The organism is Bradyrhizobium sp. Leaf396 (assembly GCF_001424605.1).
Lineage (GTDB): Bacteria > Pseudomonadota > Alphaproteobacteria > Rhizobiales > Xanthobacteraceae > Bradyrhizobium > Bradyrhizobium japonicum_C.
Window position 1 is genome coordinate 15,337 of the sequence record NZ_LMQJ01000025.1, and the last position, 26,395, is coordinate 41,731.

Sequence of the window (26,395 nt, forward strand, 5' to 3'; positions counted from 1 at the left end):
ACGCCCGGCATTCTCAAACCCATATATGCGCGCTGTAGGGCGCGCCCTGGTGCACACCATGAACACCTCGCGCTTGCTTACAATCATCGCGCTCGGCGCCGGAATCGGACTGACCGGCTACTGGTCGGTGGAACGATCTTTCTGGCCCGTTCACGCCCGCTTGACCGACGCTGCCGCGGCCGCGGACAAGACACCGCTGTACTACCGCGACCCCGCTGGGGCCCCCCTCTGGTCGGCCGTTCCGAAAAAGGATCAGCAGGGACGCGATTACCTGCCGGTCTACGATGAGGACGAGCCCTCGACCGAGTCCGCGAAGCCGAAGCGGCAACAGGCGGATTCCTCCCGCAGGATCCTGTACTATCGCAATCCGATGGGCCTGCCGGATACCTCGCCGGTCCCCAAGAAGGACCCGATGGGGATGGACTACGTTCCCGTCTACGAAGGGGACGATCAGGAGGACGGGTCGGTCAAGCTCTCGCCCGGCAAGATCCAGAGGACGGGCGTGAAGTCCGAGCCCGTCGAGCGCCGTTCGATCCGGATCTTGGTCAAGTCGCCCGGTACGATCCAACTGGATGAACGCCGCGTCTCGGTCATCGCAATGCGCGCCGTAAGCTTCGTGCAGAAGGTCGCCGACGTGACCACCGGTACGCGCGTGAAGGCAGGCCAGCCGCTGATGCAGATCTACAGTTCGGCTGTGGCGTCCGCCGCCGCGGAGTATTTCTCGACGATCACTTCCAAGACCACCGGCGGGATTGAGGCCTACGGCCGCGGCTCGCGGCAGCGGCTGATCAATCTCGACGTTCCCGAGCAGGTCATCGCGGACATGGAGAAGTCCCACGTCGCGCCCGTCACCGTGCAATGGTCGGCGCCGCGCGACGGAATCGTGCTTGAACGCAACGCCATCGAAGGCATGAGAGCCAATCCGGGCGACGTACTGTTCCGGATTGCCGATATCTCGGTGGTCTGGGCCCTGGTCGACGTCGCCGAACGCGATCTTGGCAACATCGCAGTGGGTCAGCCGGTCACGGTTCGCGCCCGCAGCTATCCGACTCGCACCTTCAGCGGCAGGATCGCCGTCGTCTATCCGCAGGTTAACCGCGAAACTCGGACGGCGCGTGTCCGAATCGAACTCGCCAACCCGGATGTGGCGCTGCTGCCGGATATGTACGTCGATGCAGACATCGACACCGCGGACTCCAAATCCGAATTGGCGGTCCCTGACAGTTCGGTGCTCGACACTGGCAGCCGGCAGGCCGTTCTCGTCGACAAGGGCGAAGGACGCTACGAGCCGCGCGAAGTCAAGCTTGGCCGGCGCGGCGGCGGTTACATCGAGGTGCGGGAGGGCCTTGCGGATGGCGAGGCGGTGGTCACCGCGGCCAATTTCTTGATCGATGCCGAAAGCAACCTGAAGGCGGCGCTCAAAGGCTTCGCGGAGGCTGCGCCCAATCCTTCCGTCACCGGCGCCGCCCACTCGACGGGAGAGCACAAATGATCGCTCGCATCATCGCCTGGTCCGCACGCAATCTACTGCTGGTGCTGTTCGGCACCGGTTTTGCGGCCGCCGCTGGCCTCTACGCACTAGTGCATCTGCCACTCGATGCGATTCCGGATCTCTCCGACACGCAGGTCATCGTCTACACGGAATATCCCGGCCAGGCGCCGCAGGTGATCGAGGACCAAGTTACATATCCCTTGACGACGGCCATGCTGACCGTGCCGAAATCCAAGGTGGTGCGCGGTTTCTCGTTCTTCGGCGTGTCCTTCGTGTACGTGATCTTCGAAGACGGAACCGACATCTACTGGGCCCGCTCGCGCGTCATGGAATTCCTGAATAGCGCGACGTCCAGGTTGCCGGCGGGCGTCACGCCGAGCATCGGGCCGGATGCCACGGGCGTCGGCTGGGTCTACCAATACGCCGTCATCTCGAAGGAATTGAATCTGGCGGACACGCGCACGATCCAGGACTGGAATCTGAGATTCGCGCTGGCCAAGGCCGAAGGAGTGGCCGAGGTCGCGAGCATCGGCGGTTTCGTCAAACAGTACAACGTGGTCCTTGACCCGCAGCGCATGCGCGACCGCGGAATCAGCATGCAGAAGATCCGGGACGCCATCCGCGCATCGAACGCGGACGTCGGCGGCCGGACGGTCGAACTCGCGGAGTTCGAGTACGTGATCCGGGGCAGGGGCTACATCAAGAGCATCAACGATCTCGGCAACATCGTGCTGAAGACGAACAACGGCACGCCCGTGTTGCTGCGTGACGTCGCGCGAGTCGAGCTCGGCCCGGACGAAAGACGGGGTATCGCCGAATTGAACGGCGAGGGGGAGGTCGCAAGCGGCATCGTGCTGCAGCGCTTTGGCGTCAATGCGCTCAGCGTCATCGAGAACGTCAAGAAGCGATTCAAGGAGATTGCGAGCAGTCTGCCGAAATCGGTCGAGATCGTCCCGGTCTACGACCGCTCCAACCTGATCTACGCCGCCATCGACACGCTGAAGCAAACACTTCTCGAGGAGAGCATCGTCGTGGCGCTCGTCTGCATCGTCTTCCTGCTGCACGTGCGCAGCGCGCTGGTCGCGATCCTGATGCTGCCAGTGGGCGTGCTGATGGCGTTCGGAGCCATGAAACTGCTGGGGCTCGGGTCGAACATCATGAGCCTCGGCGGTATTGCGATTGCGATCGGCGCCATGGTGGATGCCGCCATCGTCATGATCGAGAACGCGCACAAGCACCTGGAGCGGGCGAAGCCGGGGCAATCGCGCGTTCAAATCCTGATCGAGGCGGCCTCCGAAGTGGGCCCCGCATTGTTCTTCAGCCTCTTGATCATCACCGTTTCGTTCATGCCGATCTTCACGCTGGAATCGCAGGAGGGGCGGCTGTTCAGCCCGCTGGCGTACACGAAGACCTTCGCGATGGCCGCCGCAGCTCTGCTTTCGGTGACGTTGGTCCCGGCGCTGATGGTGGTCTTCGTGCGCGGGAAGATCGTTCCCGAACACAAGAATTTCATTAATCGCTTCCTGATCTGGGTATATCGCCCCGTCATCAAGGGGGTGCTGCGCGCAAAGACCCTAGTCATCCTCGCCTCCGTGACGGTCCTCGCGGTCACGATCTGGCCGGCCCGACAGCTTGGAACCGAGTTCATGCCGACGCTGAACGAGGGCACGCTGCTCTATATGCCCACGACCCTGCCCGGCATCTCGGTGACCAAGGCGGCGGAACTGATGCAGATGCAGGATCGCATTATCAAATCCTTCCCGGAGGTCGCTTCCGTCTACGGCAAGGCGGGGCGGGCCGCGACCGCCACCGATCCGGCCCCGACCGAAATGTTCGAAACGGTCGTCAACCTCAAGCCGAAAGCGCAATGGCGTCCCGGAATGACGATCGACACTTTGATCGCGGAGATGGACAAGGCGCTGCAATTTCCGGGCGTCTCCAATGCTTGGACCATGCCGATCAAGGCACGCATCGACATGCTGTCGACAGGCATCCGCACGCCGATCGGCATCAAGGTCATGGGCACGGATCTCGTGGAGATCGATCGGTTGGCAAAGCAGATCGAACGGGTCATCAAGACAGTCCCCGGTACATCATCGGCCTATGCCGAGCGGGGCATCGGCGGGTACTATCTCGAGATCGCTCCGGACCGGGAGGCGCTCGCCCGTTACGGCGTCCTGATCCAGGACGTCCAGGACACCATCGCGGCCGCATTGGGAGGTCAGACGGTCACCACGACCGTCGAGGGCCGGCAGCGGTTCACGGTGAACATGCGCTACCCGCGCGATCTCCGGGACAATCCCAAGGCCATCACGAGCGATATCCTGGTGCCGATGCCGGCCGGCGGCGCCGTTCCGCTTGGCGAAGTGGCGAAGGTCGAACCCGCCCGCGGGCCGACTTCGATCCGTACCGAGAACGGACAGCTCGCGACCTACATCTATGTCGACATCCGGGACAGGGACATCGGGAGCTACGTCGCCGACGCACAGCGAGCGGTCAGCGAGAGCATACAGTTTCCGGCGGGTTACTATGTCGTCTGGAGCGGCCAGTACGAGTACCTGCAGCGCGCCGCTGCGCGTCTGAAGATCGTGGTACCGGTCACGCTCACGATCATCTTCCTGCTGCTCTACCTGAACTTCAGGTCGATTACGGAGACCTTGATCGTCATGCTCTCGCTGCCCTTCGCGCTGGTCGGCGGCCTCTGGATGATGTGGTGGCTCGGCTTCAACATGTCGGTCGCCGTCGCGGTAGGGTTCATCGCACTCGCCGGCGTCGCCGCCGAGACCGGCGTGGTGATGCTGATCTATCTCGACCACGCGTTGGCGGAAACGAGCGAGCGGATAAAGGCGGAAGGTCGCGCGCTGACGCGAAGCGATCTTTACGACGCCATCATGCAAGGCGCCGTCGAGCGGGTCCGGCCCAAGATGATGACGGTGGTTGCCATCATGGCCGGCCTCCTGCCCATCATGTGGAGTTCGGGTACCGGATCCGAAATCATGCAGCGCATCGCTGTGCCGATGATCGGCGGAATGGTCTCCTCCACGCTGCTGACGCTCATCGTCATTCCGGCGATCTTCGGACTGATCAAGGGCTTCCGGTTGCCTTCGACGTCCCATCGAGGCGACCGCGATCCACAGTCTCCCGCACATCAAGAAGCGCCTGCAAAGAGGCCGCGCATTATGGAGCCGGCCCAATGAGCCGGAAGAGGGGCCAGCTGTGAGCACATCCGTGTGCGACGCTTCGCGAAGGACGAGGAAGAGATGGCTAAGTACGGACCGAGAGTCGATGCTTCTGGTTCGATCGTCGGGAGGTGGGCCGGACCCATGTTCGGGTCGGTGTTGTTGCTTCACGGCGGAGCGCCCGCCAGGGCGGAGACCCTCGTGGAAGCCATAGTGAAAGCCTATCAGTCAAATCCGCAGCTGAGCGCGGCACGGGCGCGCCAACGGGCGACCGACGAAAACGTGCCGCAGGCGTTGTCGGGCTATCGCCCGCAGATTGTGGCAAGCCTGAGCGCCGGCCTGCAGCAGGTTCGCAACCTGTTGCCGGACAACGTCGTCCAGACGGTCACGCTAAAGCCGTGGACCGTTGGGCTCACGGTGACCCAGACGCTGTTCAACGGCTTCAAGACCGCCAACAATGTCCGGGTGGCGGAGGCGCAGGTCAGGTCCGGCCGCGAAGCCCTGCGCAACGTAGGGCAGGGGACCCTGCTCAATGCCGTCACCGTGTACATGAACGTACTTGCCAATGGAGCGCTGGTCGACGCGCAGCGCGCCAATATCGCCTTCCTACGGCAGACGCTCTCCAACACTCGCAGTCGTCTCAATGCCGGCGACGTCACGCCCACCGACGCGGCCCAGGCCGAAGCGCGCCTGAACTGCGGCCTTGCCGACCTCAACGCCGCAGAAGTGGCCCTTGCCGTGAGCAAGGCGACCTACACCCAAGTGGTGGGCGGGCCTCCCGCGCAGCTCGTGGCGGCGACGCCGGCGGACCGGTTCTCGCCGCCTACTCTTGCGGATGCGACGAATGTGGCGCGTCAAGAGAACCCGGCCGTCCTTGCCGCGCAGTTCGATGTGGATGTCGCCCAATCTTCGATCGCAGTGGCGGAAAGCGGGCTGCTTCCGACCGTTTCCGTGCAGGCCAGCGTCAGCCGCGCCGTGCAGAATGATCCTACCCTCGCGACTTCGCGCATGGATCAGACTTCGGTTTTGGGCCAGGTCGGCGTTCCCCTCTACGATGCAGGCATGGCCGCCGCCCAGACCCGCCAGGCCAAGGAGGTCACTTCGCAAAGCCGGCTAGTCCTGGAGCAGGTGCGCAATCAGACGCGCACTGCGGCAACCGGCGCTTGGGTCGCCAATGAAGGAGCAAAAGTCGCGGTCACTGCCGCAGAATCCGAGGTGCGTGCCGCGAACGTGGCACTATTGGGGGTGCAGCGGGAGGCGCAGGCAGGACAGCGCACGACGGTCGACGTACTCAACGCCCTGCAGGATCTGACCAATGCCCGAGCTCGGCTGATCCTCGCTCAGCGCGACCGCGTGATCGCATCCTACACGCTCCTCGGCGCCGTAGGGCGCCTCGACGTGAAGACGCTCGGGTTGAACACGCCCGACTATCTGCCAGAGGTCCACTACTACCAAGTCCGGGATGCCTGGCATGGTTTGCGGACGCCTGCAGGACAATAAGTTCATCGAGATCTTCCCTGATCGAGAGAGGTAGTCGGGACCGCGAACATGACGACCTCGGAAGCGGATCTGAAGAAACTCATGCTCGCAAGCCTGGACGGCGATGCGGCTTCGCATCGGGCATTGCTTGAAGCGCTGAGCAGGCGATTACGTGCGTACTACAAAAGAAAACTCGCAAGCACTGGCCGTAGCGCGTCGGAGGCCGAAGACCTAGTTCAGGAAGCGGTCTTGGCCATTCACATCAAGAGACATACCTACGACGCCACCGACCTGCTGACACCATGGGTCCATGCGATCGCGCGCCACAAATTGATCGACTTTCTGCGTCGGACCCGCGCGTCGTTGGCCGATGTGCCTCTGGATGAGGCTGACGAGGCCATGGCATCGGACGAACATGTCGGTGCGGAGAGTTCCTACGACGTCGGGCGGCTCTTGCGACGGCTGCCGCCAAACGTCAAATGTTCCATGGAAGCCGTGAAACTCGACGGGTTGAGCATCGCCGAAGCGGCGCAGCGGTGCGGACTTTCGGAATCCGGGATTAAGGTGAATATTCACCGCGGGCTAAAAACCCTGGCCGCGCTGATTGCCCGGGAAGCGAGATCATGAAGACGGATGATTTGATCGCGGCACTCAGTGCCCACGTCGAGCCGGTCGATCGCCGATCGGTCGGTCGGACAGTGGGCCTCGCCCTTGCGGCCGCAACGGTTCTGACGTTGGGCGGCATATTGGTCGGCCTGGGTACCCGGTCCGATCTGACGACCGGTCACGCCGTCGTTTCCGTGCTCCTGAAGATTGTGTTCGCGGTCGGAATCGTCGTGTTGGCATCGGCCTACCTGATGCGCCTGGCGCGGCCGGGCGGAGAACGTAGGTCCTCTTCGGGGTGGGCCGTCCTCCCATTCGCAGGCATCTTGTTGCTTGCCGCAATCAGCCTCGGGCTGGCGCCCAGTACGCATTGGGCCAAGATGGTCATGGGTGACGAGTGGCTAGAGTGCATTATCTCGATCCCGATCATCGCGATCGTACCTTTCACCGTCGTTATCGCGGCGGTGCGAACGGCGGCGCCGACCAATCTCGTCCGGACAGGTGCCTTTGCGGGTCTTGTTTCGGGCGGCATCAGCGCCATGGGTTACGCGCTTCATTGCACCGACGATTCCTTGCCATTTGTCGCAATCTGGTACGGCGGGACGATTGTGCTCTGCACCCTGGCAGGGGCGATGCTGGGCCCCAGGTTGCTGCGTTGGTAGCGTGACTGAACCGTTTTCACGTCGGCGTGAGCCCTGTAACCGAACGGCGATTTCTTCCGAACTCATCGATGAGAGGGCCTCAAATCCTTCCTTCAAGTGAGCAGGAGCCGGGTCATGTTCAAGCAGACCTTCAGAACTATGTTGCTGGTGCTGCCGTTGGTTGCAGTGTCGGCGAGTGCCTTTGCAGGGGCCACGATTTCGGATCGGCGGTATTGGCCAAACGAGGCCAGGCGGGGCGCGCAAGTGATGTCGAACCCACAAGGTGGCTGGAGCTCTGCGTTCGGCTCGGTTCCCGCGACACCGGGCCACTACTTCGCGCCACCTGTTGATTCGAGCAGGCGGGTTTGGAGATATCAGGGAGGCCCGAAGTCCCCGATGATACAGAACTAGACCAAGTCGACGCCCTGTCAGTCGGCGAGCGCATCGAGCAACGTGCTTAGGCAGCGGTCGCCGCAAGCGCCTTGTTTGCGGGCGTTTCCGGTCCGATCTGCTTGATCTCGATCAAGAAGAAGGTTTCGGCAAGTTGTTTACTTACTATTGGGTAGCAGGAGTTCACGATGTCGGTGCAAGATCGTTCCGGTCACCAAGGACATGCGCCTGAGGGTTTGTCGCTCAAATCGCGTGCCGGGCTGGTTCTGATCGGATTTCTGATCATCGCAGGTGCCCTGCTGTTCACTGAGCATAGAGCGCACGTGCTCGGATTGCTTGTCTGGCTCCCAATCCTCGCCTGCCCGCTGATGCATTTGTTCATGCATCACGGACACAGGCATCATCACGCCGACAATCAACAGAACGATCCAAGGAGCGTGTGATGCATGATTCTACGCCCGCTTACGGCCTCTGGAGCCTTGTCATCGTCAACTCCGCGGTCTTCATCCTGTTCGCATACAGCTTCTTCAAGCCGCAGACCTCCCGGGACTGGCGTTCGTTCGGCGCATTCAGTGCGTTTCTGGTGGCGCTATTCGTGGAGATGTACGGCTTCCCGCTCACCATTTACTTCCTCTCGGGCTGGCTGCAGTCGCGGTTTCCTGACGTGGACTGGTTCTCGCACGACGCCGGTCATCTGCTCGAGATGGTGTTCGGTTGGAAGGCCAATCCGCACGCCGGACCGTTCCACATCCTGAGCTTCATCTTCATCGCCGCCGGGTTCATTCTGATCTCCGCCGCCTGGAAGGTGTTGTACGACGCGCAGCAGACGCGCAGTCTCGCCACGGCCGGTCCCTACAGCTATGTGCGCCATCCGCAATATGTCGGCTTCATCCTCGTCATGTTCGGCTTCCTGTTGCAGTGGCCGACAATTCTCACGCTCGCAATGTTTCCGGTGCTGACGATCATGTACGTGAAGCTCGCGAGAAACGAGGAGTTGGACGCCGAGTCGGAGTTCGGCGAGGCCTATACGAAATACGCTGCGGAAGTCCCAGGCTTCATACCGCGCCTGAGCCGAATTCTCGGGCAGGGCTCGACCGGCCGCACCTATCGTCACGGTTGATCCGGCTGCCACGATGCGCGACGCATCGTATCGCTGGCGTCTGTCCTCGATGCTGTTGGCGGCCTCCGGTATCCTGTTGATCGGGGTCGGCGTCTACTTCCTCCTCCTTCGGCCTCCCCTGCTGCCGGACGACATCCGGTACATGAGCCTTACTTCGATCGAATTGCAGTTGATCGGGCCCAGACTGACATCATGGCCCACCCATGTCTTCCGCGTGATGGGCGGCTACGTGACGGCTACGGGAATGCTCGCGCTCACCCTGGCGTTGACGTCCTTCCGAGACCATCGCGCTGTAGCTGCGGTCGGCGCCGGGGTCGCCGGCGGGCTTCGATCGGGTTGATGGCCGCCGTCAACTTCATGATCCATTCCGATTTCAAGTGGGTTCTGCTCGGCATCGCCCTCGTTTGGGGGGTGAGCATTGTCATGTTCGTCCGAGAAGCCGTCGTTTCTCCGAAGGCGGCCGAGCCGGCCGGTTCGAAGCACCAGCGCCGAGCGCGATAACGGCAAGCGGACGTCTGTCACGCTCATTCAGACATGTTGCGGATAGAGTGAGAGGTCTAACTCGCGTTCGAGGACGTAGTGCGGCTGAATTGCGAGGCCGGACAGGAGAGACCGGGTGCGCCGAGACCGCACGAAAGTAGTTCGGACCAAATATCTTCCGACGTTTCCGCGAACCGGAAGAGATCGCAGTCGGATCGATCGATCGTGCCGCTGTCGATCAGCGCCTCGAAGTTGACGGCAGACCGCCAGTATTGTTCGTCAAACAGAACGATCGGAATGGCCGGCGCCTTCTTCGTCTGCCGCAGCGTCAGGATTTCGAACAACTCGTCGAAAGTCCCGAAGCCTCCCGGGAACGCAACGAGCGCATTGGCGCGCATGGCCAAGTGCATTTTCCGCATTGCGAAATAGTGGAATTGAAAGGTCAGCGCTGGCGTGGAGTAAGGGTTTGGTTGTTGCTCCTCCGGAAGCGTGATGTTGAAGCCGATGGAAGGCGCTCCCGCGTCGCCGGCTCCTCGGTTTGCAGCTTCCATGATTCCCGGGCCACCGCCGGTCGCGATGACGTTGTCTCGAAGGCCGCCGTTCGAAGTCAGGGCGCCACCGCGTTCGGAGGCCAAGCGCGCGAACGCGCGTGCTTCCCGATACCATCGGGAGTGCGATTCAGGCCCATCCTCCCGAACTCGTGCCGACCCGAAAACGACGATAGTGGATCGGACGCCCCACGATCTCAGGCATTCCTCGGCCTTTGCGTACTCCAGCAGGAATCGTACCCCACGCATGGAATCGCCAAGCAGAAAGCCTTGATCGAGGGCAGCTAAAGTGTAGGCGGGCGAGTCCAGTTGCTCGATGTTCGAGGGACGAAAGGTCTCCTTGGACGTCTGTGGGGTGTCGTCCATTACAACTTCCGCATCAAAATATATCGCCTTTACTATTCCTTCTGCCAACTACACTGTCTCACTAGATCAATAAAGCGCAACCGAAATCTAGCTTCTGCTTGACCGGTTGCCGAAGCCTCCGATCTTCCGATCTCCGTTCGGCCACTCGCCAGCGGAGCGAACGGTCTGGTCCGCAATTCAGAGGGACTGAATGAGTTTGAAGTTGTCTTTCTTGGGGGGGCGGGGACGGTTACGGGCTCCAAATATCTTCTCGAATCCCCGTCCCATCGGATTCTCATCGATTGCGGTCTCTTTCAAGGCGGTCGGTCTCTTCGCTAGATGAATTGGGAGAGATTCCCGGTCCAGCCGGCCGGCATCTCCGCTGTCGTCCTAACCCACGCCCATCTCGATCATTCCGGCGGGCTTCCCCTTCTGGTGAAGCAGGGATTCGCCGGAGCGATCATCTGTTCCGAAGCGACAGCCGCCCTATGCGAGGTGCTGCTGCGCGACTCTGGGCATCTGCAGGAGCAGGATGCGCGATTTGCCAACAAGCGCGGCTTCTCCAAACATAAGCCTGCTCTTCCGCTCTACACGGTAAAGGATGCCGAAGCGGCCCTGCGTCTGCTGAAGCCAACATCTTTTCACGATGACCACAGCCTGCCGGGCGGCGCAAATCTGGTGCTCCGACGCGCCGGCCACATCCTGGGGGCTTCCTGGATTGAGATCGGGTGGGAGCGAACCTCGATCGCATTTTCCGGCGACCTTGGTCGGCACGACGATCCGATCATGCTGCAGCCCGAGCCGTTGGCAAAAACCGATTACCTCGTCGTCGAATCGACCTATGGCGACCGCTCGCACCCGAAGATCGATCCTCAACGTACGATCGAGGAGATCGTCGGCACGACGGCGAAACGCGGCGGCACGGTGGTCATTCCGGCGTTTGCGGTTGGCCGCGTTCAGGCGCTGCTTTACTACTTCGCACGCATCAAATTGGCCGGTGGCCTGCGCAACGTGCCGATCTTCCTCGACAGTCCGATGGCCGTCGATGCGAGCGAAATCTTCTGCAAATTCAGGTCCGATCAAAAGTTGTCGCACGAGGAATGCAAGAGAACGTGCGCTGTCGCGACTTATATCCGTTCCGTCGAGGATTCGAAGCGCCTGAGCGACAGCCCAGTTCCGAAGGTCATTATTTCCGCGAGCGGAATGGCGACCGGCGGCCGGGTGCTCCATCATCTGAAACGCTTCGCGTCGGATCAGAAGAGTACGGTCTTGCAGGCTATCAGGCCGAGGGGACGCGAGGGGCGGCGATGATATCAGGTGCAAGGACGATCCGGATCCACGGCGAGGATGTCCCGGTCGCCGCCGAGGTTCGCAACATCGATGCCCTTTCTGCACACGCGGATGCCGACGAAACAATCGAATGGCTCAAGAGCGCCGGGGCAGCGCCGAGGAGGACGTTCGTTACTCATGGCGAGCCGCGAGCCGCCCGGGCGCTGCAGACTCGCATCGCGAAGGAACGGGATGGACCTGCATCCTGCCTGAACGAACTCAGGAGACTCGGTTGAACGAAGCAGTGATCCCACAAGCCAGTTCGTGGATCACCGCGCTCCGATCATTGATCCTTCTTAGGCCCGATATGATGCGGCAAATCGGACTTGGGTCCGCCGCCATAGTGATGGCTGCCGCCGGAGGACTTCTTCTTCGGGGCCGTACTCTCTTTCTTTCCCATGTGGTGCGGCTCGGCCCTTGGTCCACCTGAATAGTGATGTCCGCCATCGCTCGGGGAAGGGGCGGTCTGCGCGATTGCCGGCAGCGTAACGAAGGAGGCAATGGTTGCGGCCAAAAACAACTTGCGGGCGTTCATTTTCTTTCTCCTGTTTCGACGAAGTTCTTTCAATGGCAATCAAACCAGATGTCTGATTCAGAAACAATCAAGCTGAACCTCGAGCGGAACAGTTGAGCCAGATCAAGAGTCGCTCCCATCGAAGCAGTCTGCAATGCACAAATTGGGGGCAGCGATTCGCGACGCGCGAGCCTCGGATTTCTTACAGGCTCATTAGATTTATTTTTGAGTCAGTTCGGGTCACCAACAACTAACAGAGTAGGATCCTTCGGCCACCGCGGTTACGGCTTGGGCTGTCGCCTAATCGGTTCGGTCAACGCGCACCGCGAAATCGTCGCGCGCCTGAAATGAGGACGCGACATTCGCTATGCCGTTCTGCGATGCCTACTGGAGTAGGCTCCTCAACCGCAGCTACGACTACGAAGAAGAGATCAACGCTCTCCCGCACTGCGGGCGCGATGAGAGGTATGAGTTCGTCGATTGCTGCGCAAACTTCGGATACTGGTCGGTCCTCGCCTCGAGCAAGCCCTTCGGCGCGCAACACGCGCTTGCGATCGAGGTGGGTGGCTTGAACGTGAACGTCTGAATCGGAATGCTGAGCTTAATGGGAATCGCTTCCGTTGCCGTCACGCCGCGATCGCAGGTGCAGCCGGCGAGGCGCGGGGACAAGTCACGAGAAGCTCGAAACCGTGCCTGGCTCCGATAGGAAGCATTCCGTGTCGCGCTATCTCATGGAAGAGAACTCGCTTTCGCTGATGGTGTTCGATCCTGCCGTCCGGAGGTTCGTCAGGCTCGACGATCTTCGCCTGCTCGACCGCATGAAGCGACACCGATGGGTCGGATACAACGTCTTCGCCAGGTCCGGTCGTTTCTGGAAGGAGCGCCTACTTTCGGCTTGCAGCCACCAATGAACGTTGACGTCGTGGAATGGGCGAGAAGGCAGAGCTAACAGGAGCCGGTCGAGGCCTTCGGTTTTGGCACATGCGGGAGAGGCGCGCTCGGCTCCAACCGACTCCGCCACAATCCGATGGTCAACGGCCTGGGCGATCGGCCCTTCTTTCAATGCCGGCTGCAGTTGCTATCGAGGTCCCCCGCTGTTGAAAGCTGGAAAACTAACAGCTACCAATTAGTGACGACGGGCGCCTCGATCTATTACACCGAACTGACGCAAAAAGATTGCTTGGCCGCACGGCTTCCATTTGACATTGGTCAATGTGAGCTCGGCGAGCGGCCATAGCGTCCCGACACCAGTGCCGAAACTGGCCGCCAAAAATCACGAATTGGAGATCACGATGAAGTTCATCAGTCAAGGAAGGCTTGCGGCAGCTATCGCGCTCGCAGCGATCTTGGGCGTGTCCGGGGCTGCGTCTGCCCAGCAGCAGACGCCGGACAATCAGAATCAGCAGAATGCCCCGCAACAGAATCCGTCCACTCAGCCGAGGTCCGGCATGGGCCACGAGATGATGCGGGATGGGATGGGCAAGATGGGGGACCAAATGCACCGAAAAGGAATGGAAGGCGACCATGGTCGGATGGGGTCGGGAATGAAGCAGGACGGCTCAGCTCCGTCGAGAGATTCTACCGGGACCACCGGCGCGAATCCTTCCGCTGCGCCGTCGACTGGCTCCAAGTAGTCTACCAAGGGAACGGTTGCCCGACAGATCAGAATAGCCCCGGACTGTCGGGCACACTCTGTTGTCGCCACAGGGAGACTTCCCTCAAGCGGCAACAGAGTTCGAAGATGGATCGAACTGCTATCATCGCCTCGACGATCATAAGACGATGATGCGCCTTGAAGGCCGGTGCAGGTCGACCATTGGGCGAGTTTCGAACCAGAAAATGGCGAACCTACACCGATCGATCTCGGCGGGTCGACTGAGGCTTTCAAGACAGAACGACAGTGAGAACGGCTGCGAATGGCGGGCAACGGAGAGCCAATGATCGGTCACGCCACGACGCACAAATTCTTCGAGATAGTCCTCGGTCAGGCCGAGCGCAGCTCGTTTCCGCCGTTGGTTGGAGCGATCGCCTTCCTTTCCACGCTGACGATGAGCGTTCCCGTGGAGTGGTTGGTAGTCGTGGCGTCCCTGGCCTGCCGACGCCGATGGACGATGATCGCCTTGATGGCGGCCGTCGGAAGCGCGACCGCGTCCCTCGGCCTGTACCTCACCTTTCACCATTTCGGCTGGAGCATATTGCTTGCGCGTTACCCCGAGCTTGCGGACTCGCAAGCTTGGTCGCAGGCGACGGATTGGCTGTCGAAATACGGTATCCTCGCCATATTCGCAATGATGGCCTTGCCGCTGCCCGTTCCCAAAGTGCCGATGCTCGCGGTAGCTGGAATCTATCGACTGCAGACCGCTGACGTCTTCGTCGCCATTCTTGCCGGGAAGATCATCAAGTACTTGGCATATGCATATCTAGCCGTTCGCTTTCCCGAGGCCCTGCGCTTCCTCACCCAACGCGGTTCGCGCGCCCACCGCGTTCCTTATCGAGTGCGAAGCCTGATGGTTGCCCGTATGACAACGAGCCGTAAGATACGAACTTTCGTCACCCCTGCCGGTGGCGCGGAAACCCATCATCAGGAATGAAGGGGAGCAGGCTTGCCTCACGAAACGACTGGCCGCGGGACCGGCCGGACGCTGAAGATAGCGATCTTCGTACGAGAGCGGCTTTGGGACACGATCACCGTGAGATCTGTGCTGCCGAAGTCTCAGCGCGATCTCCGCCTCGATCTATTTCGCGGACTGGCGAACTGGCTGATCTTCCTGGGTCACATCCCGGACTCGGCGCTCGCCTGGTTCACCACCCGGAACTACGGCTTCAGCGATGGAGCCGACCTGTTCGTGTTGATCTCCGGATACACCGCGACCCTCGTATTCGGTAAGATTATGATGGATCGCGGCTTTGTAGTCGGAGCGACGAGGCTGTTACGCCGAGTGTGGCAACTCTATGCCGCCCATTTGCTGCTTTTCTTGTTTTACCTCACTTCGGTGCATTACCTTTCGCACAGGTTCGATGATCCGCATCTTATGGATCAATTCAACGTCGCGCACCTTATGAATTTTCCCGTCGAGACGCTTTCGCAGGGATTGGCGCTGAAATTCAAGCCGCTCAATCTCGACGTCCTGCCACTCTACATCGTGTTGATGGCGGCATTCCCGATCGTACTTTGGTTCATGCTGCGATGGCGCAACGCCGTCGTGGTCGGATCGATCGGGCTATACCTGGCCGCTCGCCACTACGGCTGGAACTTCCAATCCTATCCTGCGGGAGTGTGGTACTTCAATCCCTATGCCTGGCAGTTGCTCTTCGTTCTTGGAGCCTGGCTCGCGCTCGGGGGCGCCGAGGCCAGTCGAAGGCTGCTCCGTTTTCGGATTCTCTATGCGCTTAGTGCCGGCGTCTTGCTGTTTGCTCTCGTGATCACCCTGGCGGAGCGGATTCCGGAGCTACGACAGCTCATTCCCGATTCGATCGATGAAATGTTCATCCCCAACGACAAGACCAATCTCGCGCCTTACCGAGTGATCCATTTGGCCAGCCTGGTATTCATCGTCGTCGCTCTCATTCCCATCGACTGGCCCGGATTGCAGTGGCCCATCTTCAAGCCGCTGATCAGGTGCGGCCAGCAATCGTTGCCGGTCTTTTGCGTGGGTCTCTTTCTTTCTTTCGTGGTCCATTTTGTGCTGGAATTCGGTTCGAAGGGGATTTTGGTCCAGCTCCTGGTCGGCGCCGCCGGCCTGTGCATCCTGACGATCATCGCTTACTATCGCACTTGGTCGAAGCAGCTCGACAAGAGTTTGTCTTCCGGGGGAAATAGATCGACGCCGGCAGGCGCAGGTGGCGAGCCGCAAATCTAGCCGACGGACCAAGATCGTCCGTCGGGTGGGGGAGCGTATGGTGGACGCGGATGATAACCTCGGAGCGGATCTTCAACGAGCAAACGCAAGGCGCGATTCTGCACGGACTTCACTGGACCGCGTCGGCCATCGAACTGCTCGGTGTGGTGGTGATCGTCTGCGGCGTGGTAGCCGCAACCGTCTGGTCGCTTCGCGAATTGCGGCACGGGGGATTTGCCGATGCATTTCGCTCTTATCGGGCGAACCTCGGTCGAGGCATTTTGCTCGGGTTGGAGTTCCTGATTGCCGCCGATATCATCGGTATGGTCGCGATAGTGCCGTCATTCGATCGACTGGGAATCCTTGCCCTTATTATCGTGATCCGCACCTTCTTGAGCTTCTCGCTTCAGATTGAAATCGAGGGCCGGTTGCCTTGGCAGCGGCGCACGTCGCTTGCCGACGAGGCTGATCGCGCCGAACTCTAAACGGGCGATCAGACCCCGCGAGAGGACGTACGGCCGTACAGGAACTCGAACATGCGTTCCAGCGCGGCGTCGCGATTTATTCGGGTCGCCTCGATCAGCGAGGCGGTCAGGCCGATGAACGTCCGTTCGGCGCCAAGGTACGGATTGTCTCCTGCAAGCGGGACATGGGTATCGCGGATCGAGCTGGCAAGTTCCGGGAGTCCGCGGAGCCACGGCGAAAAGGATGACGAGAGCAGATAACGGCTCATCCGCATCGGGTGAAACCATTTGGCTGCTTCCGCCGTCAAGGGATTCGAGGTGGCCTGGACGAAGGGACTGAACAAGGTCCTGTAGATGGCTTCAGCCGCCTCCGAAAAATCCCTAATTCGCTCGAAAGCAGGATCCGGCGGCAGGAATTTGAGCTCTTCGACACGTCGGGATTCGAACCGAACCGCAAAAGGCAGATTGGACGCGCCCGAAGAGTCTGCCTCTTCGATCTTCATCTCGTATAGGCCCGGTGCCAGCCCTTCGATTTCCGAGAGGCTGGCAAGAATGGCCCGGTGCTCGCGTTGGGCAATCTTAGCAGAGACGAAAATTCCCAAATGGCCTACGTGGGGGTTCGTCAAATAGACGATGCGTTGGCCAGCCTGGATCAGCTGTTCCGTGGTCTTGTACACGACGGGAATCCAGCCGAGCGCCTGGTGCGGCGGCGTGATGTTGTCGCCGTAGGAGGCAAATATCACGAGCGGGTTGCTGATGCGGCGAAGGTCGGCGAAGCAGTGTTCACAGATTCGGAAGCGGCCGCCCTCGAGCTGATTGCCGATGAACAGGTTCTCGACGATCGCCAGGATTTCCTCACGGCTGAGGAAGAAGAAGCTCCCCCACCAGCGCTCGAAGTCCAGAAAGCGTTCGCGTTCCCGATCGATATGCGTGAACAGATCGGCGTATTTCTCCCACTGTGCCTCGGGCTTGAGATTCTCGAAGTTCTGGGCGAGCCAGGCGCCATCGAACCGGCCGTCGCTGAGATCGGACACGAGGTGTACAAGCCAGGCTCCCCCGTTGAACCCGGCGGCGAGGCGCATGGGGTTGATCCCTGCTTCTCCCGACCAATAGGAGAGGGGCGACCCGTTGAGTACCGCCGGACCGACGAGGCCACTGCAATCCGCCGAAAGCAGGGTGACCGCCCAACCGGCCTGACAATTGCCGTAAAGGATAGGCGGTCGATCTGGGTGGCGGTGGGCTACGGCTTCCACGAAGCGCCGGAGCGCGTGCAACACATCGGCGAGGGTTTGTCCATGACAAGGTTGCGGAAAAAACGAGACGAAATAGACCGGATTGCCGTTGGCGAGGGCGATGCCCACTTCGGAGTCCTGCTTGAATCCGCCGATGCCCGGCCCATGTCCCGCCCGCGGGTCCAGGATCAATATCGGCGGCTTCTTCTCGCTGCCTGGACCGCTGGCAGATTCGTGCTCGGGTAGGATGCGCAGCAAGACGTAATTGACCGGACGCTCGAACTGGCGCGCGTCGAGAATCGTCTCGAAGCGGAAGTCCAGGAGAGGCGGCAGCCCCCGGCGCTCATGCTCGATCAGATCGTCGGCTCGTTGTCGAAGCGTGTCCCAGAAGAGGATCGAACGTTCCCAAAAATCGCGACTGTATGCCCATAATGCGCCCTGATCCGTTGCCGGGTTCAGGAGGCGGTCGCGTGCCTCTTCGAAGCCGCCGTCAGCACGACCGTCACGATTGGTTTCTTGCGGCACGCATTGCGTGCAGGTGGAAGCTTGCATTGGGCCTGCCTCATGCCTCACCGCTGTCGGAAGAGGAAGCTGGTAGCGAAACTGGCGGCGCGAGACCACTGTAATTTTTCAGCGGACTCTCCGTCTATATTAATTGGTGCGCCCAATCTGCCGTCTGGCTCGACTTGCGCTGTTGATCTGGCTCAGCTTGATCCGGTCCTGAGTTGGCAGGCAAGCTGGGGGCATCCATCAGCGTCACGATAGGAGATAGGCCATGGATAATATCAAGAGGTTCGTTGCGATAACGGCGGTTGCCGTCCTGGGCCTGGCTGCTGGGTCGCCGGCGGGCAAGCTTGTGGCGGCGGAACGCGCGCAGCTTGCCATGATGGACGAGATGAAGAAGAAACCCGATTCGTCCAGCGGCACCGCGAACAACATGGGGAACATGGGGCAGCCCGGCAGCCAGTCGCAGAGCACTGGCGGCGGTCGCATGGACGACAAGATGAAGATGCCCATGCCGGGTCAGATGCAGGACTGTCAGGGCGCCGGCTGTCAGCCGCGCGACTCCAACATGATGCCGATGATGCAAATGATGGAGCGAATGCATGGCCGCATGAATCAGCAGATGAACGGCATGGGTTCCGGTGCCGGTGCAAGCGCGAGCGGCCCCGCCGACGTCACCGAGCGACTGGAGGGGCGCATCGCGTTCCTCAAGACCGAGTTGCAGATCACCGACAAGCAGACGGCCGATTGGAACGTTCTGGCGGACGCGCTGCGCTCCAGCCGTCAGCACCTGCTGGAAGCGCGCAAGCTGCTGGTGATGGATGACAAAGCGGCCGGCCCCGAGCGCCTTGACCGCTACGAGCATCATTTGGGTGAGCGCTTGGAAGCGATCAAATCGGCGCGCTCTGCATTCGCTCGGTTGTACGGGACCCTTAGCGACGGGCAGAAGCAGACGGCTGATGCCATCCTGCTGCCTTTAATCGCGACGTTCTGACGACCTCTTCGTGAAGGCAGAGGCCATGTCGATATTCGAGCTGGTGTTTCGAAATCGCGGTGGTCTTTGGGTGGCGGGCCTCTGCACCCTATTTCTCGCAGGGGCCTCCATCGCTGCAACCGCGCAGCTCTCGGCAGAGCAGCTACGGGATCGCGATAGCCCCAAGCGTCTCGATGCGGAGTTCGGATGGCCGGCCGATTTGCGGTTGGCGCAGGCCGAGGACAATCACTCGGCGCATCATCCCGGCGCTCCCGGCTCCGGAGGCGCGAGCGCTCCTCAATCGAACAGTCCGGCAGCTCCAAGTGGCGGCTCGCCGGCACCTTCGTCGAGCGGCTCCAATCCGGGCATGATGGGCGAAACCGGGATTATGGGCGAGATGATGGGCCGCCCACGCAAGGAGTTCTATCCATCGTTGATGGAAATGCCCGCCCTCTCCGCTGAGCGGCGGCGCGACCTTGAATCCGAGGCCCGTGCCCGCATCAACTCCGGAATCGATGGTCTTTCTGCCGCGGAAGCGGACCTGCGCCATGCCATGGCGGGAGGCGACATCGCCGCCGCCGATCAGGCTTCCGGTCGAATTCGCGGGTCTCTCGATCAGGTGCAAAGCGGCGTGACCGTGCTGCGTTCGTTGAGCGAAGGAAAATCTCCGCAGCAGATCGCGCAAAATTGGTTCAAGGCGCAGATGAATCTCCTGCCGCCGCCGGCGACCTTCACTGCCGAGGGAGTCCTGGGCATTTCCTGGTTTCATGTCGTAACGATGGGACTGCTCGCGGCCTTCTCGTCGGGGATGCTTGCGGTCTATGTGGCGCGAATGCGCCGAGCCAACGCTCTGGTCGATAGGCTGACAAAGGCGCCGGCGCTCGCACCGACGCCACCGGTTGCCTCGCCGGCGTTTCAGCGGCAGGGCGGGTCGAGCGATGGCCCTGCGGTCAAGCCATCGTTTACGCGCAGCGACTCTCCGGAAGGAACTGCGACGGTTTCGACGATGCGCGCAACCGGCGGTTCGACGACGCCGGGGCAGCTCTGGAAAGGCAAACTCAAGGTCTGCGCAATCTTCAAGGAAACTCCGAGCGTGAAGACGTTTCGTCTCCGGGATCCGGAAGGCGGCTCGATTCCTTTCACGTTTCTTCCCGGCCAGTTTCTGACCTACTCCGCCCAGATCGACGGGAAGACCGTCAGGCGATCCTACACTATCGCGTCATCCGCCGCCCAGACGGCTTACGTCGAGACCACCATCAAGCGCGAGGACGGCGGAGTCTTCTCCGACTACATGCACGACAAGATCAAAGAAGGAGACCTGCTCGACGTGATGGCTCCCTCCGGCGCCTTCACTTTCAGTGGAAAGGAGGCCGACAGCGTCGTGTTGATCGGCGGGGGGGTCGGTATCACGCCGTTGATGGCTGCGATAAGGTATCTGTTCGACATCGCTTGGCCGGGCCAAGTCCACCTGGTGTACGGTGCGCAGACGACCGAACAGTTCATCTTCAGGGACGACCTGGAATACCTGCAGCGGCGGATGAACAATCTCCACGTCGCAGCCACTATGGCGCGCGCGGCCGGCACGTCGTGGATGGGAAGCGAGGGCCAGATCACGGCCGATTTCCTGACGCGGGCCGTCCCCGATCTGGCCCGACGCCGTGTGCATCTGTGCGGCCCTCCCGGAATGATGCAGGCGATCAAGAAGACCCTCGGCGAGCTTGGAGTCCCGTCCGAACAGATCAAGACTGAGGCGTTCGGCCCCGCGCTCGGGGCCGTTCCGCCTCCCGGCAGGACCGTCACCGAGAGCACGAAATCCGAGAACGGTGGCGCCGCAGCCATCGGTCCGGCCACGGCGTCCGTCCGCTTCGCCAGATCAGGCAAGGTCGCGCAGTTGCCTCCGGACAAGAGCGTGCTCGAAGTCGCCGAGTCTGTCGGCGTGCCGATCGACTATTCCTGCCGCGCGGGCATCTGCGGCATCTGCAAGACGCACCTGCTGGAAGGCAGCGTCACGATGGAAGTCCAGGATGCGCTCACCGAGGAGGACAGAGCCAAGGGCATGATCCTGGCTTGCCAGGCGAAATCCATCGGAAACCTGGTCGTCGAGGCCTGAGATGGGTGACAGAGAGCGGCTGATCGTCGATGTCGTCCTCGCCAGCCTGCTGTTGCTGATTCCGGCATTCTTGCTTCATTCCGATGAGAGGTTCGCCGGAAGCCTCGCTGGATTTGCTCTCGGCGCGTCGGCCGCCGGCCTGATGCTTCTCCTCCTCGTCTATCCACTCGCGAAGTACGGCCGAAACTTCAAGACCATCGTCACCAGCGTCGTCTCGATGCGCGCGCTACTTGGTTTTCACGTCTACGCCGGCATTGCGGCATCGTTTCTCGCGCTCCTGCATACCGGACACAAATATCAAAGCCCGCTTGGAATCGCGCTCGTAGCCAGCCTGCTGGTTGTTGTCGTCACCGGATTCGTGGGGCGGTACTACTTGCCGCAGACCGCCGCCGAAATACGGGAGCGGCAGTCTCGCCTTGCAACGTTGCGGTCTACCTACGACCGGACCGCGCTCATCCTGTCCGCGCGCGAAGCATCCGCTGACGACGATCCTCCCACGAGTGCTTCAGCGCTGCAGGAAGTGCCGATCCTGCAGCTCGTCGAGGGCATTTCGGATCTCGAGTATGCGATCGGATCCCAAGAGGCCGTCAAGAAGGTCTTCACGCAGTGGATCGGATTCCACGTGCTTGCGGCGATCGCGATGTACGCGCTGTTGGCGCTCCATATCGCAGGCGAGGTCTATTACGGGCTTCGGTGGCTCACGTGAGCGTTCGGGCGCTCATCTACGCGATCTTCGCGACGCTTGCCATCGCGGGCGTGGCGGCGGTATCCGCCGGATTGTACAGGGATGGTTCTATGGCTGTCTCGGGTTGGACGGACGCAGTGCTTCCCGGGCCGCTCTCGGAGAAGCATGCCTTCCTATCCAATAAATGCGAAAGTTGTCATACGCCGACCAAAGGCGTTGAAGCCGCGGCCTGTGTCGCCTGTCACACGACGGCCGCTGCGGATCTCGGGAAGCAAGCGACGGCATTCCACGCGACGAGCAAGGAGTGCCGCGGCTGCCATCTCGAGCATGCGGGCGGCGTGCGGCCGACGAGGATGGATCACGCCGCGCTATTGCGCATTGGGGCGTTTCCACATGAAGCAAACACGTCTGCGCGCGCAATCACGGGACAGATGGTCGCCGATCTGAAGAAATTCCTGCGCGTACCGAATTCCGACGAAGCGGAGAAGGCCAGCCTCGACTGTGTCAGCTGTCACAGCAATCGAGAACCGCACCGCGGACTGTTCGGGCGCGAATGCGCGAGCTGTCACGCAATCGATACATGGAGAATTGCGAAGTTCCTCCATCCTTCGCCCACCTCCAAGGAATGTGCGCAATGCCACCAGGCGCCGCCGAGCCACTACATGCACCACTTCGTGATGATGGACCAGATGATCACGGGGCAACACCATGCGCGTGTAAACCAGTGCTTTCTTTGTCACCGCACCGATTCTTTCAACGACATAAAGGATATCGGTTGGTTCAAACACCATTGAGGGATAGGGACATGACGCCAAATTCGTCTGCGAAGCTTCGACTTTCACGCCGGATGGTTTGCGGTTGCATTCTAGGGATCGCGCTGGCGCCCCTTCCGCTCCGCGCGGCCGCGGCCGTCTTGGTCCACAAGGACCCCAGCTGCGGCTGCTGCGGCGCTTGGGCGAAGCACCTCGACGAGGCGGGGTTCTCCGTCAAGGTTGAAGAAACGAGCGGTCTGAACGCGATCCGCAACCGTCTGGGCGTCCCCTCGGACCTGGCTGCCTGTCATACGGCTGAAATCGTAGGCTACGTCGTGGAAGGGCATGTGCCTGTGGCCGCGATAAACAGGCTGCTTGCTGAACGACCCGAGGCCGCGGGCATCGCAGTGCCCGGGATGCCCCAGGGATCTCCGGGCATGAGCGGCAAACCTCAGAAGTATTCGGTCGTTTTGTTCGGCCCGCACGGACGCCGCACCTACATGGAGTTCATCGGCTCCGACGAAGTCGGCTGAAAACGATGATGGGCAGCAAGAACCCGGGATGTCCGAGCCGGCGCAACCGCGCAAACGAGCCGGCCTATGTGCTCCTTGCAAGCACATTCGCGCGCGAGTTCTACGCGGTCGTGCCGACCTACAATCCGATTCCAAATCTGCTGCTGAGCCCGGGTTGGCGCTTCGTGCGCATCTTGAAGGGCAGGAACGCGCGTCAGCCGTGTCTGCGGGGAAAGTCCGCGATGACGGCTTTCGCCCGGGACGGCTACTACCTGTTTACGAACCGGCAGTTTGCTCCCAAGCTTCCCAAGCCTGCCTCTGGAAGTCCCGAAAACCCTGGCGCGAGCTCGTCGGCGGCCGGCCACATGCTTGATCGCAGCGAACTGTCGGCAGCGTCGCCCGATGAAGGCGCCCTGCGTGGCAGTGTGATCAGCGGCGACGATAACAGGCCGGATGCCGGGGGCACCTGCGGCCCGCGGCACACGTTTGACCTCGATCAACAATGACGAGCCCGTTCGCTCCTATGATAAAATTGAACATGAGCACCCGCTGCGCTGAGAGCTTGAGGCGAGGCATGTCGACGAGGACAAGACTCCTATGTCTTCTGGTCCCGGTGCTCGCCTCAATCTCCACGTTCGACGCCCAGGCGGGCGTGACCATCTCCGACCGGCGCTACTGGCCTAACGAGGCTCGAAGTAGCCCAGGGCAGGCGATCGAAATCCTGCCCCCTTCATACGCGTATCCTGGGGCCGGCCCCGACGCCAAGCCGATGGTGGTTCCGCGACGGAAGGCAAAGCGGGCTCGTTGAGCGCCCAAAAGGGTAGTTGACCGGGCGTTTCTTCTATTGGCGTCGTGCCCAACAGTGGCTATATTTTAGTCTTCGGAATGGCGGTAAATGGGATGATTGGCTTCAGAAAGCCTGCGCGCAGATGGTGGGGGTGGCTCGTCGCCATCACGTATCTGCTCGGGTCGTTGACGCCGTCCATCGCCGCGCCGTTTCCGGCCGGCCTCGCCGAAGTAGTGGCTCAGCGCGCCCACGAAACCCTGCCGGCTCATGAGCACGCCCAGAAGCATCAGCACAGCCACGACCACCAGCATAGCCATGACGGGCATAAGCACAGTCACGGCGATGCCAAGGTCGCGGTTCACTCGCATGATGGGACCTCGCCCGCGGCGGGTCATGCTGACCAGGACCGCCCCGACCAGCATGGCAATTGCTGCGGGTCGGTGCTGTGCCTTAACGCCGTGTCCCCTCAAGGGCCTTCGCTCCTGCAGTTCGCACCTCTGCCGTCGCGGTGCGACGCCCGGCCGGATTTGGTTCTTGCCGGCAGAGCGCTGGGTCCGCTGTACCGACCCCCGATAGCCTGAAAGCACGTGAATTGATGGGCTGCCGCGCTCCGGCTTGGGGCGCGAGTACTCGTACGTCGGTGCTTTTCAGGGGATTTACATGCTGGCGCAAATGGCGGCGAACGACGCCGCCGCATTCAATGCATTCACGAGAACGGGATCCAGACGCGCGGTCATCCGGCGCACGATTCTGATTGTTCTGGTCGGCCCGTTTCTTGCCGGCTGTTCGACGACCGTGCCTTTGGTGGGTGCCGATCCCGCAGATCCGGGAGTAAAGGTCCGGCGGGTCGGATACAGGCCCACGGTCGCCCCCTACGTCAGCCTGCGCCCGATCTCGCCGGCCGGATGGCGCGAACAGAATCAGCGCGTGGCGCCCACGCCGAAGAACGAGCGGTAGGGGATGGACATGACGCTCACGGCTCGAAACACGATTTCGCTCACGACCGCTTCGAGAACAGGCATCCTTGCGCTGTCGGTCTCGGTCCTGCTCGGCGGTTGTGCCGCCTTCTCTCCCGATGCCGGGATGTCCGGCGTCGCGGACGTCGCGGCGAACACCATAAGGAAAGATGTGATCGCGATCCGATCGGCCGACGATGACGATCTGGCCAATACGCTGATCGCCCAGCTCCTGCGCCGAACCCTGACGGTCGACACCGCGGTGCAGATCGCGCTGCTGAACAACCGTGGACTTCAGGCCGCCTACAGCGAACTCGCGTTGGCTGAAGCGGACGCGATCGAGCAGAGCCTGCCTCCGAACCCGACCTTTTCCATTTCCCGGATCTCCGGAAACGGCGGATACGAACTCGAACGTCAGGTCGTCGGCGACATCCTTGCACTGGCAACGCTTCCCTTTCGTTCCGACATCGCGCGACGACGATTTCGCGAAGCCCAGCTGCGGGCAGCCTTGGAGACGCTGCGCCTCGCTGCCGACGTGAGACGGGCGTACTACCAGGCGGTCGGCGCCAACGAGCTGGTCGTACTTCTGACGGAGACGAAGACCACGGCCGAGACGATCGCTCAGCTCGCGGAAAAGCTCGGCCACAGCGGTTCGATGAACAAACTCGATCAGGCGCGCGAGCAGGTCTTCTACGCGGAGATCACGGCCGATCTCGCGTCCGTGCGGCAGCAGGCAACGTCCTTGCGGGAGCGCCTCGCAAGACTGCTCGGCGTATGGGATGGCCGGCTCGACTTCAAGCTTCCCAAAGCGCTGCCGTCTCTGCCGCGCGCCCCGAAGTCGCTGCCCAACATCGAAGTGGAGGCCGTCAGCCACCGCATCGATCTTCAGATAGCCCGCATCGAGCTGGAAGTTCTGGCGAAGGCTCTGAACCTGACCGAGGCGACCCGCTTCGTCACCTTGCTCGATCTCGCGGGGATCTATCGAAAGACCAAAGACCCCGAAAGCCCGCCGTTCCGCGAACGCGGCTTCGACCTTCAGTTTCAGGTCCCGATATTCGACGGGGGCGAGGTCCGCGTCCGTCAGGCGACGGAAAGCTACAACATTGCCTTCAACAGGCTGACGGAAAAGGCCGTCAACGTGCGCTCGGAGGCGCGCGACGCATATCGCGTCTATCGCTCGAGCTACGATATCGCCGGTCACTACCAGCGTGAGGTCGTGCCGCTGCGCAACATCATCTCGGATGAAGCTCAACTGCGCTACGGCAGCATGCAGATCGACGTGTTCGCGTTGCTGGCGGAAGCGAAGCTGCGGATTGCGGCCCAGCGCGCGTCGATCGACGCCAGACGCGATTTCTGGCTGGCGCAGTCGGAGCTGCAGACGGCAGTCAACGGCGGAGGCCGTGCCGATAGTCAACAGGAGAGCCGTTCACCGACCAACTCATTGGCGAGCGGCGGATAAGG

The 26,395-nt window shown here is 61.4% G+C and carries 29 protein-coding genes; 25 read left to right on the plus strand and 4 right to left on the minus strand.

All coding sequences use genetic code 11. The features are described from left to right. The first annotated feature begins 58 nt into the window (after nt 1–58). From ASG57_RS22555 to ASG57_RS39305, 9 genes are all read left to right on the plus strand, one after another. Nucleotides 59–1,492: an efflux RND transporter periplasmic adaptor subunit gene (locus ASG57_RS22555; protein WP_057197572.1), complete on the plus strand. Its 1,434-nt coding sequence runs from the start codon at nt 59–61 to the stop codon at nt 1,490–1,492. Continuing rightward, nucleotides 1,489–4,689 carry an efflux RND transporter permease subunit gene (locus tag ASG57_RS22560; protein ID WP_082529026.1) on the plus strand — a complete coding sequence of 1,067 codons (3,201 nt, stop codon included), beginning with the start codon at nt 1,489–1,491 and terminating at the stop codon, nt 4,687–4,689. The genes ASG57_RS22555 and ASG57_RS22560 overlap by 4 nt, the downstream gene beginning before the upstream one ends. A 126-nt stretch (nt 4,690–4,815) precedes the next feature. Then, the gene (locus ASG57_RS22565; RefSeq protein ID WP_057197550.1) at nt 4,816–6,171 is read left to right on the plus strand and encodes a TolC family outer membrane protein; all 1,356 of its coding nucleotides are present in this window, start codon (nt 4,816–4,818) and stop codon (nt 6,169–6,171) included. 48 nt (nt 6,172–6,219) lie between these two features. Beyond that, nucleotides 6,220–6,777 carry a sigma-70 family RNA polymerase sigma factor gene (locus tag ASG57_RS22570; RefSeq protein ID WP_057197552.1) on the plus strand — a complete coding sequence of 186 codons (558 nt, stop codon included), beginning with the start codon at nt 6,220–6,222 and terminating at the stop codon, nt 6,775–6,777. Then, the gene (locus tag ASG57_RS22575) at nt 6,774–7,415 is read left to right on the plus strand and encodes an NrsF family protein (RefSeq protein ID WP_057197554.1); all 642 of its coding nucleotides are present in this window, start codon (nt 6,774–6,776) and stop codon (nt 7,413–7,415) included. The genes ASG57_RS22570 and ASG57_RS22575 overlap by 4 nt, the downstream gene beginning before the upstream one ends. A 557-nt stretch (nt 7,416–7,972) precedes the next feature. Next, a complete protein-coding gene (locus ASG57_RS22580) occupies nt 7,973–8,227 on the plus strand; it encodes a DUF2933 domain-containing protein (RefSeq protein ID WP_024343386.1) in 255 nt (84 codons plus the stop codon). Then, nucleotides 8,227–8,904 (plus strand): methyltransferase family protein, encoded by a 678-nt coding sequence (locus tag ASG57_RS22585; RefSeq protein ID WP_029674795.1) that lies wholly within the window; start codon nt 8,227–8,229, stop codon nt 8,902–8,904. Before ASG57_RS22580 ends, ASG57_RS22585 begins: the two co-directional genes overlap by 1 nt. 13 nt (nt 8,905–8,917) lie before the next feature. After that, a complete protein-coding gene (locus ASG57_RS22590) occupies nt 8,918–9,244 on the plus strand; it encodes a hypothetical protein (RefSeq protein ID WP_230646704.1) in 327 nt (108 codons plus the stop codon). After that, nucleotides 9,244–9,405 carry a hypothetical protein gene (locus ASG57_RS39305; protein ID WP_230646703.1) on the plus strand — a complete coding sequence of 54 codons (162 nt, stop codon included), beginning with the start codon at nt 9,244–9,246 and terminating at the stop codon, nt 9,403–9,405. The genes ASG57_RS22590 and ASG57_RS39305 overlap by 1 nt, the downstream gene beginning before the upstream one ends. 56 nt (nt 9,406–9,461) lie before the next feature. Here ASG57_RS39305 and ASG57_RS22595 read toward each other — a convergent pair whose 3' ends face one another. Continuing rightward, nucleotides 9,462–10,298, minus strand: coding sequence for an LOG family protein (locus tag ASG57_RS22595; protein ID WP_024343384.1), 837 nt, complete (start codon nt 10,296–10,298; stop codon nt 9,462–9,464). 318 nt (nt 10,299–10,616) lie between these two features. Between ASG57_RS22595 and ASG57_RS22600 the strand changes: the two genes are divergently transcribed. Further along, nucleotides 10,617–11,588, plus strand: coding sequence for an MBL fold metallo-hydrolase (locus ASG57_RS22600; RefSeq protein WP_502690809.1), 972 nt, complete (start codon nt 10,617–10,619; stop codon nt 11,586–11,588). Next, nucleotides 11,585–11,842 carry an MBL fold metallo-hydrolase RNA specificity domain-containing protein gene (locus ASG57_RS40080; protein ID WP_502690810.1) on the plus strand — a complete coding sequence of 86 codons (258 nt, stop codon included), beginning with the start codon at nt 11,585–11,587 and terminating at the stop codon, nt 11,840–11,842. Before ASG57_RS22600 ends, ASG57_RS40080 begins: the two co-directional genes overlap by 4 nt. Nucleotides 11,843–11,889: 47 nt before the next feature. On the opposite strand, the gene ASG57_RS36970 is transcribed toward ASG57_RS40080, so the two are convergent. After that, nucleotides 11,890–12,141 (minus strand): hypothetical protein, encoded by a 252-nt coding sequence (locus ASG57_RS36970; protein WP_061022322.1) that lies wholly within the window; start codon nt 12,139–12,141, stop codon nt 11,890–11,892. Nucleotides 12,142–12,487: 346 nt separating this feature from the next. Here ASG57_RS36970 and ASG57_RS22605 point away from each other — a divergent pair, with 346 nt between their 5' ends. The 6 genes from ASG57_RS22605 (at nt 12,488) to ASG57_RS22630 (ending at nt 16,444) form a co-directional block, all read left to right on the plus strand. Then, the gene (locus ASG57_RS22605; RefSeq protein WP_024343382.1) at nt 12,488–12,706 is read left to right on the plus strand and encodes a hypothetical protein; all 219 of its coding nucleotides are present in this window, start codon (nt 12,488–12,490) and stop codon (nt 12,704–12,706) included. Between the two features lie 130 nt (nt 12,707–12,836). After that, a complete protein-coding gene (locus tag ASG57_RS22610) occupies nt 12,837–13,031 on the plus strand; it encodes a hypothetical protein (protein WP_156402779.1) in 195 nt (64 codons plus the stop codon). A 381-nt stretch (nt 13,032–13,412) separates the two neighbouring features. After that, entirely contained in the window at nt 13,413–13,754 is a 342-nt protein-coding gene (locus ASG57_RS22615) for a hypothetical protein (RefSeq protein WP_028146033.1), read from the plus strand. A 303-nt stretch (nt 13,755–14,057) separates the two neighbouring features. Next, nucleotides 14,058–14,711, plus strand: a complete 654-nt coding sequence (locus ASG57_RS22620; RefSeq protein WP_162250072.1) for a YqaA family protein — start codon at nt 14,058–14,060, stop codon at nt 14,709–14,711. Nucleotides 14,712–14,723: 12 nt separating this feature from the next. Next, nucleotides 14,724–15,980, plus strand: coding sequence for an OpgC domain-containing protein (locus ASG57_RS22625; RefSeq protein ID WP_028146034.1), 1,257 nt, complete (start codon nt 14,724–14,726; stop codon nt 15,978–15,980). Between the two features lie 50 nt (nt 15,981–16,030). Then, nucleotides 16,031–16,444 carry a DUF1622 domain-containing protein gene (locus ASG57_RS22630; RefSeq protein WP_024343377.1) on the plus strand — a complete coding sequence of 138 codons (414 nt, stop codon included), beginning with the start codon at nt 16,031–16,033 and terminating at the stop codon, nt 16,442–16,444. A gap of 8 nt (nt 16,445–16,452) precedes the next feature. On the opposite strand, the gene ASG57_RS22635 is transcribed toward ASG57_RS22630, so the two are convergent. Beyond that, entirely contained in the window at nt 16,453–18,207 is a 1,755-nt protein-coding gene (locus ASG57_RS22635) for a DUF3141 domain-containing protein (RefSeq protein WP_024343376.1), read from the minus strand. A gap of 223 nt (nt 18,208–18,430) precedes the next feature. On the opposite strand from ASG57_RS22635, the gene ASG57_RS22640 reads away from it, so the two are divergent. The 6 genes from ASG57_RS22640 (at nt 18,431) to ASG57_RS38025 (ending at nt 23,697) form a co-directional block, all read left to right on the plus strand. Then, a complete protein-coding gene (locus ASG57_RS22640; protein ID WP_057197557.1) occupies nt 18,431–19,153 on the plus strand; it encodes a Spy/CpxP family protein refolding chaperone in 723 nt (240 codons plus the stop codon). 25 nt (nt 19,154–19,178) lie between these two features. Continuing rightward, nucleotides 19,179–21,242, plus strand: coding sequence for a 2Fe-2S iron-sulfur cluster-binding protein (locus tag ASG57_RS22645; protein ID WP_082529027.1), 2,064 nt, complete (start codon nt 19,179–19,181; stop codon nt 21,240–21,242). 1 nt (nt 21,243) lies between these two features. Next, nucleotides 21,244–21,948 carry an iron reductase gene (locus tag ASG57_RS22650; RefSeq protein ID WP_024343373.1) on the plus strand — a complete coding sequence of 235 codons (705 nt, stop codon included), beginning with the start codon at nt 21,244–21,246 and terminating at the stop codon, nt 21,946–21,948. Beyond that, complete coding sequence (locus ASG57_RS22655) at nt 21,945–22,721, plus strand: cytochrome c3 family protein (protein WP_024343372.1); 777 nt, start codon at nt 21,945–21,947, stop codon at nt 22,719–22,721. Before ASG57_RS22650 ends, ASG57_RS22655 begins: the two co-directional genes overlap by 4 nt. 11 nt (nt 22,722–22,732) lie before the next feature. Then, nucleotides 22,733–23,212: a DUF411 domain-containing protein gene (locus tag ASG57_RS22660; protein ID WP_028146037.1), complete on the plus strand. Its 480-nt coding sequence runs from the start codon at nt 22,733–22,735 to the stop codon at nt 23,210–23,212. Between the two features lie 221 nt (nt 23,213–23,433). Further along, complete coding sequence (locus ASG57_RS38025) at nt 23,434–23,697, plus strand: hypothetical protein (RefSeq protein ID WP_155248807.1); 264 nt, start codon at nt 23,434–23,436, stop codon at nt 23,695–23,697. Nucleotides 23,698–24,064: 367 nt separating this feature from the next. Here ASG57_RS38025 and ASG57_RS22675 read toward each other — a convergent pair whose 3' ends face one another. Beyond that, nucleotides 24,065–24,400, minus strand: a complete 336-nt coding sequence (locus ASG57_RS22675; RefSeq protein ID WP_057197562.1) for a hypothetical protein — start codon at nt 24,398–24,400, stop codon at nt 24,065–24,067. Between the two features lie 238 nt (nt 24,401–24,638). On the opposite strand from ASG57_RS22675, the gene ASG57_RS22680 reads away from it, so the two are divergent. Together ASG57_RS22680 and ASG57_RS22685 are read left to right on the plus strand one after the other, a co-directional pair. Next, the gene (locus ASG57_RS22680; protein ID WP_024342055.1) at nt 24,639–24,935 is read left to right on the plus strand and encodes a hypothetical protein; all 297 of its coding nucleotides are present in this window, start codon (nt 24,639–24,641) and stop codon (nt 24,933–24,935) included. A gap of 9 nt (nt 24,936–24,944) precedes the next feature. Then, on the plus strand, nt 24,945–26,393 hold the full coding sequence (locus ASG57_RS22685; RefSeq protein ID WP_057197575.1) for a TolC family protein: 1,449 nt from the start codon (nt 24,945–24,947) through the stop codon (nt 26,391–26,393). Nucleotides 26,394–26,395 lie beyond the last annotated feature (2 nt).

Excerpts from the sequence above, each read along its gene's own strand:
- ASG57_RS22635 (WP_024343376.1), bottom strand. The coding sequence starts at position 18,207 with ATGCAAGCTTCCACCTGCACGCAATGCGTGCCGCAAGAAACCAATCGT.
- ASG57_RS22650 (WP_024343373.1), top strand. The coding sequence starts at position 21,244 with ATGGGTGACAGAGAGCGGCTGATCGTCGATGTCGTCCTCGCCAGCCTG.
- ASG57_RS22605 (WP_024343382.1), top strand. The coding sequence starts at position 12,488 with ATGCCGTTCTGCGATGCCTACTGGAGTAGGCTCCTCAACCGCAGCTAC.
- ASG57_RS38025 (WP_155248807.1), top strand. The coding sequence starts at position 23,434 with ATGACGGCTTTCGCCCGGGACGGCTACTACCTGTTTACGAACCGGCAG.
- ASG57_RS22640 (WP_057197557.1), top strand. The coding sequence starts at position 18,431 with ATGGATAATATCAAGAGGTTCGTTGCGATAACGGCGGTTGCCGTCCTG.
- ASG57_RS40080 (WP_502690810.1), top strand. The coding sequence starts at position 11,585 with ATGATATCAGGTGCAAGGACGATCCGGATCCACGGCGAGGATGTCCCG.
- ASG57_RS22615 (WP_028146033.1), top strand. The coding sequence starts at position 13,413 with ATGAAGTTCATCAGTCAAGGAAGGCTTGCGGCAGCTATCGCGCTCGCA.
- ASG57_RS22600 (WP_502690809.1), top strand. The coding sequence starts at position 10,617 with ATGAATTGGGAGAGATTCCCGGTCCAGCCGGCCGGCATCTCCGCTGTC.
- ASG57_RS22645 (WP_082529027.1), top strand. The coding sequence starts at position 19,179 with ATGTCGATATTCGAGCTGGTGTTTCGAAATCGCGGTGGTCTTTGGGTG.
- ASG57_RS22585 (WP_029674795.1), top strand. The coding sequence starts at position 8,227 with ATGCATGATTCTACGCCCGCTTACGGCCTCTGGAGCCTTGTCATCGTC.
- ASG57_RS36970 (WP_061022322.1), bottom strand. The coding sequence starts at position 12,141 with ATGAACGCCCGCAAGTTGTTTTTGGCCGCAACCATTGCCTCCTTCGTT.
- ASG57_RS22560 (WP_082529026.1), top strand. The coding sequence starts at position 1,489 with ATGATCGCTCGCATCATCGCCTGGTCCGCACGCAATCTACTGCTGGTG.
- ASG57_RS22680 (WP_024342055.1), top strand. The coding sequence starts at position 24,639 with ATGCTGGCGCAAATGGCGGCGAACGACGCCGCCGCATTCAATGCATTC.
- ASG57_RS22565 (WP_057197550.1), top strand. The coding sequence starts at position 4,816 with ATGTTCGGGTCGGTGTTGTTGCTTCACGGCGGAGCGCCCGCCAGGGCG.
- ASG57_RS22575 (WP_057197554.1), top strand. The coding sequence starts at position 6,774 with ATGAAGACGGATGATTTGATCGCGGCACTCAGTGCCCACGTCGAGCCG.
- ASG57_RS22555 (WP_057197572.1), top strand. The coding sequence starts at position 59 with ATGAACACCTCGCGCTTGCTTACAATCATCGCGCTCGGCGCCGGAATC.
- ASG57_RS22570 (WP_057197552.1), top strand. The coding sequence starts at position 6,220 with ATGACGACCTCGGAAGCGGATCTGAAGAAACTCATGCTCGCAAGCCTG.
- ASG57_RS22595 (WP_024343384.1), bottom strand. The coding sequence starts at position 10,298 with ATGGACGACACCCCACAGACGTCCAAGGAGACCTTTCGTCCCTCGAAC.
- ASG57_RS22620 (WP_162250072.1), top strand. The coding sequence starts at position 14,058 with ATGATCGGTCACGCCACGACGCACAAATTCTTCGAGATAGTCCTCGGT.
- ASG57_RS22675 (WP_057197562.1), bottom strand. The coding sequence starts at position 24,400 with ATGCTGGTCGGGGCGGTCCTGGTCAGCATGACCCGCCGCGGGCGAGGT.
- ASG57_RS39305 (WP_230646703.1), top strand. The coding sequence starts at position 9,244 with ATGGCCGCCGTCAACTTCATGATCCATTCCGATTTCAAGTGGGTTCTG.
- ASG57_RS22685 (WP_057197575.1), top strand. The coding sequence starts at position 24,945 with ATGACGCTCACGGCTCGAAACACGATTTCGCTCACGACCGCTTCGAGA.
- ASG57_RS22630 (WP_024343377.1), top strand. The coding sequence starts at position 16,031 with ATGATAACCTCGGAGCGGATCTTCAACGAGCAAACGCAAGGCGCGATT.
- ASG57_RS22590 (WP_230646704.1), top strand. The coding sequence starts at position 8,918 with ATGCGCGACGCATCGTATCGCTGGCGTCTGTCCTCGATGCTGTTGGCG.
- ASG57_RS22580 (WP_024343386.1), top strand. The coding sequence starts at position 7,973 with ATGTCGGTGCAAGATCGTTCCGGTCACCAAGGACATGCGCCTGAGGGT.
- ASG57_RS22660 (WP_028146037.1), top strand. The coding sequence starts at position 22,733 with ATGACGCCAAATTCGTCTGCGAAGCTTCGACTTTCACGCCGGATGGTT.